Genomic DNA, 11,893 nt, shown 5'->3' with positions numbered 1-11,893 from the left:
GGTGGCTTGAGCAGTTCGGGGATCTCGACCCCACCCGTGAACCCGGGCACGCTGTCGCCGAGCGCGAACCCGTTGCCGTTCTCCACCCGCCACCAGTCGGGCTGCACGACGCTCGCGCCGAGGTCGGAGGCGCTCGCGAGGTGCGGTGAGGAGGCGGAGTTGTCGGGCTCGGGTGTGGGTGCGGCTTTGGTGAGGCGGGTACGCGGGAGCGGTACGACCCGGCGCAGGCCCTTGGGCCGTAGATCGTCCTCGTGGTCCCGTTGTACGGGGACGGAGGCCGGCGGTGCCTGGGGGACGCCGGCGCCGGTGCCGGCCGCGGCGACGATCTCGTCGGGGCTGCCGAGCCCCTTGAGGATGCGCTGGACGGCGGCCGGTGTGTCGACGGTGGAACCGGCACGCCGTCGGTCGATCTCGTTGCGCAGCTCGGACACGAGCCGCATGCGCGTGACCGAGGGCAGCTGCCTCCGGTGCGCGACGTCACCGACGCGGCTCAGATACTCGTAGACGACCTGGTCGCTCTCGATACCCACGAAGTCCCCTCCGGGGCGGGTGCGTTGGATACCCCGCCGGAACGACCGTAGCGCAGGTCGGGGCTCACGTCGGCCCGCGCACCAGGGGGTACGGGGGCGTCGGGCGGGGCAGGCACCGTCCGCACCCGGGCCGTCGCGGTCCGCTCACCGCAGGGCGCAGGACACCGGCCCGCGGCCGGCACCCGCTACCGTGGGTCGGATGAGCACCCCGGCCACGCCGCCCCGTTCGCTCGCGGAGGCACTCCGAACCAGGGACGACGCCTCCCTGGCCGCGCTGCTGCGCAGCCGCCCCGACCTCATCACGCCCGTCCCCACCGACCTCACCCAGCTCGCGACCCGGGCCGGTACGCGCGGGTCGGTCGTGCGGGCGCTGGAGCGCCTCGACCGGTTCGCGCTGCAGACGGCGGAGGCCCTGGCCGTGGCGGCGGACCCGGCGTCGTACGACGAACTGCTCGGGCTGATGGCGGGCGACGCGCGCGACGCCGCCGTGGTGAACGCGCTGCCGCGCGCCCTCGCGACCCTGCGCGAGCAGGCGCTGGTGTGGGGTGCGGACGACCGGCTGCGCCTGGTGCGGACGGCGCGTGAGCTGCTGGCGCCGTCGCCGCAGCATCCGTCGCCGACCGGCCTCGGGCCTACGGTCGCGGAGGCCACGGCGGGCATGTCGCCGGGCCGTATCCAGGAGATCGTGACGGCGGCGGGCCTGCCCTCCACCCATGACTCGGTGTCCGCGGTCGCGTCGCTGACCAAGCTGTTCACGGCCCGGAGGCGGATGAAGGCGCTGCTCGCCCGCGCCCCCGAGGAGTCCCTGGAGGTGCTGAACCGGCTGGTCTGGGGGCCGCCGTACGGCCAGGTGACCGCCGAACCGGCATCCCACCTGCGCTGGCTCATCGACCGGGGTCTGCTTCTGCCCACCGCGCCCGGCACGGTCGTACTCCCCCGTGAAGTGGCCCTGCATCTGCGGGCCGGGCGCGCGCACCGCGAGACGGAGCCGGTGGCGCCGCCGGTCGAGGCGAAGGCGACGCACCGTCCACAGGTTGTGGACACGACGGCGGCCGGGCAGGCGTACACCGCGCTGGCGACGGTCGAGGAGCTGCTGAAGGACTGGGACGAGGGCGGCCCGACAGTGATGCGGGCGGGCGGCCTCAGCGTCCGCGACCTGAAACGGACCGCCGTCGCGCTGGACCTGGCGGAGCCCGTCGCCGCGTTCTGGGTCGAACTCGCCTATGCGGCGGGCCTGTTGGCGTCCGACGGCAACGCCGACGAACGGTACGCGGCGACCCCGGCCCACGACGAGTGGCTGGAACAGCCCGCCGCACAGCGCTGGGCACGGCTCGCGGAGGCGTGGCTCACGGCGACCCGGACATCGGGGCTGGTGGGCGGGCGGGACACGAAGGAACGTACGTTGTCCGCGCTGGGGCCCGGTCTGGATCGGTCGGCGGCTCCGGAGGTACGACACCGGGTGCTGGGTCTGCTCGCCGGGTTGCCCGAGGGGGCCTCGCCGTCCGCCGAGTCCGTGTTGGCGCGGTTGCGGTGGGAGCGGCCGGCGCGGGGGGCGGGGGGTGCGCAGAGAAGTACAGAGGGTACTCAGCCGGGTGCTCAGGGGGGTGACGATCTGCGCAGTCGCCTTGCCCGGTGGACGTTGAGCGAGGCGGAGATGTTGGGGGTGACGGGGCGGGGGGCCCTGTCGGCGCAGGGGCGGGCGTTGCTGGGGTTGGGGGCGGGGACACGAACAGCGGCTCGGGGTACGGCGGCGGGTGGCGGTGGCAAGGGTGCGGCGGGTGGCAGCGGGAGTGGCAGGGGTGCGGCGGGCAGGGACGGGGACGGCGGGCTTGCGGCGGGCGGCTCCTCCGGTTTCCCCAACTCCTCTGATCCCTCAGCCCCGTCCGATCCGTCCGATCTCTCCGGACCCGGCGACAAGCTCCCCGTCCACCACCACCGTCCGCCCGCTCCCCCCGAGTTCCTCTCCCCCGCCGAACAGGCCGTCGCGAGTGCCGCCGCCGCCCGGCTGCTCGCCCCGCTCCTGCCCGAGCCGTTGGACCACGTGCTGCTTCAGGCGGACCTGACGGCGGTGGCGCCCGGCCCGCTGGAACGGCCGTTGGCGGACATGCTGGACGTGCTCGCGGACGTGGAGTCGAAGGGCGGGGCCACGGTCTACCGCTTCACGCCGGGCTCGGTGCGGCGCGCGCTGGACGCGGGCCGTTCCGCCTCCGACCTGCACGACTTCCTCACCGCTCACTCCCGTACGCCGGTCCCGCAGCCCCTCGCCTACCTGATCGACGACGTGGCCCGCAGACACGGGCATCTGCGGATCGGCGCGGCCTCGGCGTACGTGCGCTGCGACGACGACGCGGTGCTCAGCGAGATCCTGGCGGACAAACGGTCGGCGGGCCTGCGCCTGCGCCGCCTCGCGCCGACCGTGCTGGCGGCGCAGGCCGACCCGGCGGCGCTCCTCGACGGGCTGCGCGCGATGGGCTTCGCGCCGGCCGCCGAGTCCGCGGAGGGCGATGTCGTCATCACCCGAGCCCACGCCCACCGCACCCCGCCCCGTACGGCCCCGGAACCGGTACCGGACGGGCCGCCGACCCCGGACGCGACCCTCCTGTCGGCGGCGATCCGCGCGATCAGGGCGGGCGACCGCGCCTCCACGACGCCCCTCAAACCGACCACGACCTCTTCGCCGAACGGCGAACTCCCCCGCACCAGTGCCGCCGAGACCCTCGCCACCGTGCAGGCCGCCGTCCTCACCGGCGGCACCCTCTGGATCGGCTACGTCAACGCCGAGGGCTCCGCGAGCCAGCGCGTCATCGCCCCCATCCGCGTGGAGGGCGGCTTCGTCACGGCGTACGACCACACGGCGGACGAGGTACGGACGTATCCGCTGCACCGGGTGACGGGGGTCGCGGAGCTGGCGGAGGGGTAGGTCCAAAAAATGTGTCACTTTCGCCAGAAGTGTCACACTTTTTACGGAAGGGGGTCGGCCCGGGCCGCCTCGCCTCGGCTCAGATAGCGGTCCAGCGCGTAGAGCGAGTCAGCCACGAACGTCGGGCGCCGGGCCATCTCCCGCAGCTCGTCCTCCGTGACCCACGCGTGCCAGGCGATCTCGTCCGGGTCGGGGGTGATGTCCGTGCGGACGACCGCGTCGTGGACGCCGAGCCAGTACGGGCTGATCTCGCCCCGGCACAGGAACTTGAAGGCGAACCGGACCGGCACCCGCACTCCGATTTCCTCGGTGAGTTCACGGGCCGCCGCCTCCTCGTAGGACTCCCCGACCTCCGCGGCGCCGCCGACCAGGAAGTTGTACTGCCCCGGGAACCGGGACATGTCCGCCGCCCGCCGATGCACCAGGATGCGGCCCTCCCCGTCCCGGCACACGGTCGTCGCGACGCGGTGCAGCCAGTGGTGCGTGATGGCCTCGCCCCGGTCCACGACCCCGCGCACCCGGTCCTGCTCGTCGACCCGGTCCACCAGTTCTCCCATGACCCCCACCTTCAGCTCGCCCATGGCCACAGCCTCGCAGAGCGCCGCCGTGATCATCGGCCGGTAGTGCACACTGGTCGTTTGGCCGTCCCGAGTCCTCCAGGCCCGGCGAGCCCCGCAGAAAGGCAGTCGCGCGTGAATGGCCCCCTCATCGTCCAGTCCGACAAGACCCTGCTCCTTGAGGTCGATCACGAGCGAGCCGACGACTGCCGGCGAGCCATCGCGCCGTTCGCCGAGCTGGAGCGGGCGCCCGAGCACATCCACACGTACCGGGTGACGCCGCTGGGGCTGTGGAACGCGCGGGCCGCCGGGCACGACGCCGAGCAGGTCGTGGACGCGCTCGTGGAGTACAGCCGGTATCCCGTGCCGCACGCGCTGCTCGTGGACATCGCCGAGACCATGGACCGGTACGGTCGGCTGACGCTGAGCAAGCACCCCGCTCACGGGCTCGTGCTCACCACCACCGACCGGCCCGTGCTGGAGGAGATCCTGCGGTCGAAGCGGGTCGCTCCGCTCGTCGGCAACCGGCTCGACCCCGACACCGTGGCCGTGCACCCCTCCGAGCGCGGGCAGATCAAGCAGGTGCTGCTGAAGCTGGGCTGGCCGGCCGAGGACCTCGCCGGGTACGTCGACGGCGAGGCGCACGCGATCGAGCTGGACGAGGACGGGTGGGCGCTGCGGCCCTACCAGAAGCAGGCCGTGGAGAACTTCTGGCACGGCGGGAGCGGTGTCGTCGTCCTGCCCTGCGGGGCCGGAAAGACCCTGGTCGGCGCCGGGGCGATGGCGCAGGCCAAGTCGACCACGCTCATCCTCGTCACCAACACCGTCTCCGCCCGGCAGTGGAAGCACGAGCTGATCAAGCGGACCTCGCTGACCGAGGAGGAGATCGGCGAGTACAGCGGGACGCGCAAGGAGATCCGGCCCGTCACCATCGCCACGTACCAGGTGCTGACGACCAGACGGAAGGGCGTCTACCCCCACCTGGAGCTCTTCGACTCCCGCGACTGGGGACTCATCCTCTACGACGAGGTGCACCTGCTGCCCGCGCCCGTCTTCAAGTTCACCGCCGACCTCCAGGCACGGCGGCGGCTCGGGCTGACCGCGACCCTCGTGCGCGAGGACGGCCGCGAGTCGGACGTGTTCTCCCTCATCGGGCCGAAGCGGTTCGACGCGCCCTGGAAGGAGATCGAGGCGCAGGGCTACATCGCGCCCGCCGACTGTGTCGAGGTGCGCGTCAATCTCACGGACGCCGAGCGGCTCGCGTACGCCACCGCCGAGGCCGAGGAGAAGTACCGCTTCTGTGCGACCACCGCCACGAAGCGGAAGGTCACGGAGGCGATCGTCCGGCGCTTCGCGGGGCAGCAGATCCTTGTCATCGGGCAGTACATCGACCAACTCGACGAGCTGGGCGAGCACTTGAACGCGCCCGTGATCAAGGGCGAGACCTCCAACGCCCAGCGGGAGAAGCTCTTCGGCGCCTTCCGCGAGGGTGAGATCAGCGTCCTGGTCGTCTCCAAGGTCGCCAACTTCTCGATCGACCTGCCGGAGGCGACCGTCGCCATCCAGGTCTCCGGAACGTTCGGCTCCCGCCAGGAGGAGGCACAGCGCCTCGGGCGGGTGCTGCGGCCGAAGGCCGACGGGCACAAGGCCCACTTCTACTCCGTCGTCGCGCGCGACACGATCGACCAGGACTTCGCCGCCCACCGCCAGCGCTTCCTGGCGGAACAGGGGTACGCGTACCGGATCATGGACGCGGACGAGATCCTCGCGGAGAACTGAGCCCGAGGGCAGCCGTGAGTGACCCGGCGGTCACTTACGGCGTATGCCCGCTTCCTCGCCGTACTCTCCGAGGACGACCACGCTGAACGCGGCGCCCGCGAAGACTTTTATGGCGCGGAGGGCGTCGCCGAGTCGGTGGTGGTGGCTGCCGGTGGCCGGTGTCGCGCCGGTCGGCCGGACGGGGGCGGGGGTGGGGTGAAGCGTTGCTGCGCTCATGTCTCCATGGTGCGTCTTGGGACATAAGGTCGGCATCGGTCCAGAGAGCCAACCTCCGGGCCGCCCGTGTACGCCTCGGGGCGGACCCGTTCCCCTCCTGGGTGGAGGGGGTGTCCCCTAGGGGACACTCGCGCAGGCGTCGGCGCGGCCGTAAAGCCGGCGGCCGTAAAACCATTCGCCTCCCCCGCTCCCCCTGACCTAGAATCTCCGCTCTTGCCCGCCTCCCCGCAGGGAGTGCCGCCGCCCGGACGGAAACCGGGCGGCACCCACCCAGCAGCCGCATCAGCAGGCCCTCCGGAGGCACCCCCTTGTCCACGCCCGCCGCCGACCCTCTCGGCGCCCGTCTCGACGATCCGCTCGCCCGCGAACGCTCGCACCTGGCCTCCTCCCGTTCCGCGCTGCGTGCCATGCGCGAGGACGTCGAGTCGCTCGACATCAAGGACGTCACCGCGAACTGGGTCAACGCCGCGGTCCTCGCCCGCCAGATCGACGACCGCATCAAGGCGCTGGCCGACCTGAGCGACACCCCGCTGTTCTTCGGCCGCCTCAACTACCTGCACGCGCCGGGCGCCGAGCAGGCGGAGGGCGCGGAGGGGGAGCAGTTCTACATCGGGCGCCGGCATGTGCACGACGGCGACGGCGACCCGATGGTCATCGACTGGCGCGCGCCGGTCTCGCAGCCGTTCTACCGGGCGTCGAAGAAGGACCCGCTGGACGTCTCGCTGCGCCGCCGTTTCGGTTACACGGGCGGCGACCTCACGGCGTACGAGGACGAGCACCTCATGGACCCGGCCGAGGCCGCCGCCACCAGCAAGCTGCTGCAACGGGAGATCGAGCGGCCCCGCGTCGGCCCGATGCGCGACATCGTCGCCACCATCCAGCCCGAGCAGGACGAGATCGTACGGTCCGGACTCGGCGGCACCGTCTGTGTGCAGGGAGGGCCGGGGACCGGAAAGACGGCCGTCGGCCTGCACCGGGTCGCCTATCTCCTCTACGCCCACCGCGAGCGGCTCGCCCGCACCGGCACCCTCGTCATCGGGCCGAACAGGTCCTTCCTCCACTACATCGAGCAAGTCCTGCCCGCCCTGGGCGAGTTGACGGTCCGCCAGGGCACGGTGGACGACCTGGTCGCGCACGTCGAGGTACGCGGCACGGACGAGGCACCGGCCGCCGTCATCAAGGGCGACGCCCGCATGGCCGAGATCCTCCGCCGGGCCGTCTACTCCCACGTGACCATGCCCACCGAGCCGGTGATGGTGGTGCGCGGCTCGCGCCGCTGGCGGGTCCCGGCGTACGAACTCGAAGCCATCGCGCGGGAGTTGCTCGACCGCGACATCCGCTACGGCGCCGCCCGCGAGGCCCTTCCGCAGCGCATCGCGCATGCCGTGCTGGTGCAGATGGAGCGGTCGGGGGAGGCGCCGGACGACCGGGTGCAGGATTCGGTCGCCCGCAACGCCGCGGTGAAGGCGGCCGTCAAGGCGGTGTGGCCGCCGGTGGAGCCCGCGAAGCTCGTGCTGCGGCTGCTCACCGACGCGGACTTCCTCGCGGTGCACGCTGACGGCATTCTCGACGAGGACGAGCAGAAGACGATCCTCTGGGCGCTGCCCGGATCCGGAAAACGGGCCGTGCGGAGCGTGAAGGCCGCCAAGTGGTCGGCCGCCGATGCCGTGTTGATCGACGAGGCGACCGACCTCGTCCAGCGCACGCACTCGCTCGGGCATGTCGTGCTCGACGAGGCGCAGGACCTCTCCCCGATGCAGTACCGGGCGGTCGGCCGCCGCTGCACCACCGGTTCCGCGACCGTCCTCGGCGACCTGGCGCAGGGCACCACGCCCTGGGCGACGCGGAGTTGGGACGAGGCGCTGGCCCACCTCGGTAAGTCGGACGGTGTGATCGAGGAGTTGACGGCCGGTTTCCGCGTACCGACGGACGTCATCACCTACGCCTCCCGGCTCCTCCCCCACATCGCCCCGGGCCTGACTCCGGTCGCCTCCGTCCGTGAGAACCCGGGTTTCTTCGACCTCCGCGAGACGACCGGCACCGCCGAAGTGGTCGCCGCCTGCGAGGAGTTGCTGAGCAACGAGGGGTCGACGGGCCTGATCGCGGCCGACGCCCGCGTCCCCGAACTGGCGGAGGCGCTGACGGCGGCGGGCATCGGCTACATCGACCCGGGTGAGGAGACGACCGTCGACACCCGTCTGACCCTGGTCCCGGCGTCGCTCGCGAAGGGCCTGGAGTACGACTACGTGGTCCTCGACGAGCCGCAGGCCGTGGTCGACGGCGAACCGGACGAACGCACGGGCCTGCGCCGCCTGTACGTGTCCCTGACCCGAGCGGTGTCGGGCCTGATCGTCACGCACACGGCGCCGCTGCCGCCCCAACTCGCCTGAGCGGAAAGGGCGGTTGGCGAAAAGCCCGGCTCACGTTCTGTCGAGCACCGTCCGCCACTCGCCCACTGCCCTCGCCGACACCGGCCCCTCCCAGCCCTCCGGCCGGGCGGCCCCGCCGATGTGGAAGGCGTCGACTCCGGCGGTGATCAGGGTCGGTACGTGGTCGAGGCGCAGGCCGCCGCCGACCAGGACGCGCTGCTCGTAGCCCGGTTCCCCGCGCAGTGCCGCCTCGCGGAGCAGCGTGGGGAGGCCGTCGTCGACGCCCTCCGCGGAACCGGCGGTGAGGTACGCGTCCAGGCCCGGCAGGTCCGCGAGCTGCTTGCGCAGGGCGTCGCGGTCGGCGGCGCGGTCGATCGCGCGGTGGAACGTCCAGGCGCAGCCGTCCAGTTCGGCGACGACCCGCTCCACGGCGTCCAGGTCGACGCAGCCGTCCGGGTCGAGGAACCCGAGCACGAACTGGTCGGCGCCGGCGGCCCGCAGTTCCCCGGCGACCCGTACCAGCCGCTCCACGTCGCCCGCGGCGAACCCGTCCGCGAGGCGCAGCATCACGCGCAGGTCGATGTCGACGGCGGCGCGGATCGCCGCGAAGGTCTCCACCGGCGGGGTGAGTCCGTCGGCCGCGATGTCGGTGACCACTTCGAGGCGGTCCGCGCCTCCGGCCTGGGCGGCGATCGCGTCCTCGGCGCCGAGGGCGATCACCTCCAGGACTGCACGCGTGCTCATAGGACCCCTTCCGTCGTGTTCCCTGGAGCGGCTACAGGTCTAGTCCAATCTCAGGGTACGCGGGAGGTCAGGGGGCCGCGAGATCACCCCCATCGCCGCGCGTCGCCGGACATCCGTCAGCCGCCGGATGCGGGTCGGCCATCGGACAGGTGTCAGCCACCGAAGATGTTCAGCTCCCCCGGCTCCGCCCCGGCCAGCTCGTATCCCGCCCCGTCCGGCACCGGCCGGCCCGAGTACAGCCGTACGAGCGTCGGCGCGTCGCCGATGTACCGCGCGGGCGTCAGCTCGCCCGACACATCGCCCAGCCGCAGCGGATCGTCCAGGTCGTCGAGGTCGGCGTGCAGAGGCCGGTGGTTTTTCTGACGGGTCACGAGGCCGAGAAGGGTTAGAGCGGACCCCAGCCCCTCGCCCCCATAGGCGCCGGGCACGCCGAGAACGTCCCGTACGTCCCCCGCGTGCACCCACTCGCCCAGCGCGACCGCGTCCAGCGCGCCGCCCGCGCGGGCGATCGCCGCACCGGCCTCGGTCATGCCCCGCTCCAGTTCGTCGACGACCCGCGCGTTCGTCCAGTCGGCCCGTTCGGCGATGTCCCGGTCGTTGGCCTCCGGCGAGAACACCCCCTCCTCGAACCGGCGCTCCACCACCCGCGTCAGCGCGGCCGAACAGTGCGCGAGCACGTCCCGCACGGTCCAGCCCGGACACGCGAGGGTCGCCAGCGCGAAGTCCTCGTCGGGGCGGGAACGCAGGAGCGGGATCAGGGCGTCGCGTTCGGTGGTGAGGAGCCGTCCGGGCAGTTCGGGGTCACGTACGTCGTGTGCTGTTTCGGCGTAAGTCATGCCTTCCACGCTAGAGGCGCGGCCGCGGGAGGAAAATAAGGGGCATGGCCGATCTCGACGCCCTCCGCGCCCGCTGGACCCACGCCCTCGCAGGGGCCCGCACACCCGACGGCACACCCGACGGCGGTCCCGACCCTTCGCCGTACGCCGAGAATCTCCTCGCCCGCTGGCAGGAGCCGCAGCGGCACTACCACACGCTCACGCACCTCACCTCGGTCCTCGACCACATCGACGTGCTGGAGAAGCACGCCGACGACCCGGACGTCGTACGGCTCGCGGCCTGGTTCCACGACGCGGTCTACCTCCCCGACCGTTCCGAGAACGAGGAACGGTCCGCGCGGCTCGCCGAGCGGGCCCTGGCCGAGGCGGGCGTGCCGGAGGCGAGGACCGCCGAGGTCGCCCGGCTGGTCCGGCTCACCGTCACGCACGCGCCCGCCGACGACGACCGCGACGGCCAGGTGCTGTGCGACGCGGACCTCGCGATCCTGGCCGCGCCGCCGTCGGCGTACGCCGTCTACACCGCGGCCGTCCGCGAGGAGTACCACTTCGTCCCCAACGACGCCTTCCGGGACGGCCGTTCGGCGATCCTGCGCCAACTGCTCGACCTCCCCCGGCTGTTCAGGACGCCGCACGGGGCCGCGGAATGGGAGGCCACGGCACGCTACAACCTGGCGGCGGAACTGGAGCTGCTCGCCTGAATGATCAAATCACCGTCATATGCAGTTGGTGAATGCCTTAACCACAGCAGGCCGCGGTCACGGCCCGTATGCTCCCCGGCATGGGGACCACGGGCGGAAATACAGGCGCACACCAGCTGGAAGAGGCCGTCGCGGGCTGCGTCGCGCTGCTGCGCACGGCGACCGGTCAGGACTGGGACGGTCCGGACTGGGACGGTCCGGACTGGGAGAAGGCCAAGGCGGGCCGCCTGGAGTGGAGTTGCCGGTACACCGCCGAGCACATCGCCGGTGATCTCATCGCGTACGCGGGGCAGCTGGCCGGGCGCGCGCAGCACGCGTACGTCCCCTTCGACATCGCCTTCGACGACGGCACCGACAACTCCGGTGTCCTGGACGTGATCGGGACGACCGGCGCCCTGCTCGCCGCCGCCGTCCGCACCACACCGCGCGAGGTGCGCGCCTTCCACCCGTACCCGTTCCGCAGCGCGAACCGCGAGGGCTTCGCCGCGATGGGCACCGCCGAGGTGCTGCTGCACACGCACGACATCGCCGAGGGCCTGGGCCTGACGTACCAACCCGCCCCCGAAATCAGCGAGTTCGTCCTCGGCCGGATCTTCCCGCACATCCGCCCCGCCGCCGACCACTGGCGCACCCTGCTGTGGGCGACCGGCCGCGGCGACCTCCCCGGCCGCGCCCCCGTCACCGACTGGCGCTGGCACAACAACCTCGTCCACGCCACCGACCGCCTCACCCTCCAGGGCCTCACCCCCGCGGCCGCCGGTGACCTGGTCGCGGGCGGCGACGGCGGGTTCGAGTGGATCGAGGGCGGCCCGTACGAGGGCACCCGGGAGGCCGCGACCTTCCTGCTGAAGGCGTACGCATCGGGCGTGCACCGCCCGGAGTTCGGCGTGTTCGCCCTCGTCCGCCGCGAGGACGGCCGCGCGGTCGGCGGCATGGGCTTCCACGGCACCCCCGACGAGGAGGGCCGCACGGAGGTCGGCTACGACCTGGCGGAGGCCGCCCGCGGCCAGGGCTACGCGACGGAGGCGCTGCGCGCGCTCTCGGAGTGGGCGCTGGCCCGGGACGACGTACACACCGTCTTCGCGACGATCGAACGGGACAACCTCGCGTCGCAGGCCGTCGTCACGCGGGCGGGGTTCAGGAAGGTGAGCGAGGACGAGGTGGAGGGCGAGTTCGCCTACGAGTTGGGGCGCTAGCGACCCCGGCCGACGGGCGACCGACCGGGCAACTGGGCTACTGGGCTA

Annotated in this window: 9 protein-coding genes and 1 pseudogene; 5 read left to right on the top strand and 5 right to left on the bottom strand. The window is 72.6% G+C overall.

Going from position 1 to position 11,893, the window contains the following annotated elements; translation table 11 throughout:
* Nucleotides 1–530 (bottom strand): annotated as a pseudogene (locus ACFWP5_RS41085) (hypothetical protein); the annotation flags it as partial.
* A gap of 199 nt (nucleotides 531–729) precedes the next feature.
* Here ACFWP5_RS41085 and ACFWP5_RS41080 point away from each other — a divergent pair.
* Nucleotides 730–3,450: a helicase-associated domain-containing protein gene (locus tag ACFWP5_RS41080; RefSeq protein WP_384169182.1), complete on the top strand. Its 2,721-nt coding sequence runs from the start codon at nucleotides 730–732 to the stop codon at nucleotides 3,448–3,450.
* Nucleotides 3,451–3,491: 41 nt separating this feature from the next.
* Here ACFWP5_RS41080 and ACFWP5_RS41075 read toward each other — a convergent pair whose 3' ends face one another.
* Nucleotides 3,492–4,007: an NUDIX hydrolase gene (locus ACFWP5_RS41075; RefSeq protein WP_384169190.1), complete on the bottom strand. Its 516-nt coding sequence runs from the start codon at nucleotides 4,005–4,007 to the stop codon at nucleotides 3,492–3,494.
* Nucleotides 4,008–4,142: 135 nt separating this feature from the next.
* Here ACFWP5_RS41075 and ACFWP5_RS41070 point away from each other — a divergent pair, with 135 nt between their 5' ends.
* Nucleotides 4,143–5,786, top strand: coding sequence for a DNA repair helicase XPB (locus ACFWP5_RS41070; RefSeq protein WP_384169179.1), 1,644 nt, complete (start codon nucleotides 4,143–4,145; stop codon nucleotides 5,784–5,786).
* Nucleotides 5,787–5,816: 30 nt separating this feature from the next.
* On the opposite strand, the gene ACFWP5_RS41065 is transcribed toward ACFWP5_RS41070, so the two are convergent.
* Nucleotides 5,817–6,002 carry a hypothetical protein gene (locus ACFWP5_RS41065; RefSeq protein ID WP_329252118.1) on the bottom strand — a complete coding sequence of 62 codons (186 nt, stop codon included), beginning with the start codon at nucleotides 6,000–6,002 and terminating at the stop codon, nucleotides 5,817–5,819.
* Nucleotides 6,003–6,310: 308 nt separating this feature from the next.
* On the opposite strand from ACFWP5_RS41065, the gene ACFWP5_RS41060 reads away from it, so the two are divergent.
* Nucleotides 6,311–8,392, top strand: a complete 2,082-nt coding sequence (locus ACFWP5_RS41060; RefSeq protein ID WP_384169175.1) for a HelD family protein — start codon at nucleotides 6,311–6,313, stop codon at nucleotides 8,390–8,392.
* A 30-nt stretch (nucleotides 8,393–8,422) separates the two neighbouring features.
* Here ACFWP5_RS41060 and ACFWP5_RS41055 read toward each other — a convergent pair whose 3' ends face one another.
* On the bottom strand, nucleotides 8,423–9,115 hold the full coding sequence (locus ACFWP5_RS41055; protein ID WP_384169172.1) for a copper homeostasis protein CutC: 693 nt from the start codon (nucleotides 9,113–9,115) through the stop codon (nucleotides 8,423–8,425).
* A gap of 152 nt (nucleotides 9,116–9,267) precedes the next feature.
* On the bottom strand, nucleotides 9,268–9,951 hold the full coding sequence (locus tag ACFWP5_RS41050) for a maleylpyruvate isomerase family mycothiol-dependent enzyme (RefSeq protein WP_384169169.1): 684 nt from the start codon (nucleotides 9,949–9,951) through the stop codon (nucleotides 9,268–9,270).
* A gap of 44 nt (nucleotides 9,952–9,995) precedes the next feature.
* Between ACFWP5_RS41050 and ACFWP5_RS41045 the strand changes: the two genes are divergently transcribed.
* Nucleotides 9,996–10,649, top strand: a complete 654-nt coding sequence (locus ACFWP5_RS41045) for a hypothetical protein (RefSeq protein WP_384169166.1) — start codon at nucleotides 9,996–9,998, stop codon at nucleotides 10,647–10,649.
* Between the two features lie 116 nt (nucleotides 10,650–10,765).
* Nucleotides 10,766–11,845 (top strand): GNAT family N-acetyltransferase, encoded by a 1,080-nt coding sequence (locus ACFWP5_RS41040; protein WP_384169187.1) that lies wholly within the window; start codon nucleotides 10,766–10,768, stop codon nucleotides 11,843–11,845.
* Nucleotides 11,846–11,893: the final 48 nt, after the last annotated feature.

Origin of the sequence: Streptomyces sp. NPDC058469, assembly GCF_042721125.1 — a bacterium.
Lineage (GTDB): Bacteria > Actinomycetota > Actinomycetes > Streptomycetales > Streptomycetaceae > Streptomyces.
Note: the sequence above shows the minus strand (reverse complement) of the source record. Positions and strands in the feature narration are given on the sequence as shown.

Bases quoted from the DNA above. Each gene is read 5' to 3' on its own strand.
- ACFWP5_RS41050 (WP_384169169.1), bottom strand. From the start codon at position 9,951: ATGACTTACGCCGAAACAGCACACGACGTACGTGACCCCGAACTGCCC.
- ACFWP5_RS41045 (WP_384169166.1), top strand. From the start codon at position 9,996: ATGGCCGATCTCGACGCCCTCCGCGCCCGCTGGACCCACGCCCTCGCA.
- ACFWP5_RS41055 (WP_384169172.1), bottom strand. From the start codon at position 9,115: ATGAGCACGCGTGCAGTCCTGGAGGTGATCGCCCTCGGCGCCGAGGAC.
- ACFWP5_RS41065 (WP_329252118.1), bottom strand. From the start codon at position 6,002: ATGAGCGCAGCAACGCTTCACCCCACCCCCGCCCCCGTCCGGCCGACC.
- ACFWP5_RS41075 (WP_384169190.1), bottom strand. From the start codon at position 4,007: ATGGGAGAACTGGTGGACCGGGTCGACGAGCAGGACCGGGTGCGCGGG.
- ACFWP5_RS41080 (WP_384169182.1), top strand. From the start codon at position 730: ATGAGCACCCCGGCCACGCCGCCCCGTTCGCTCGCGGAGGCACTCCGA.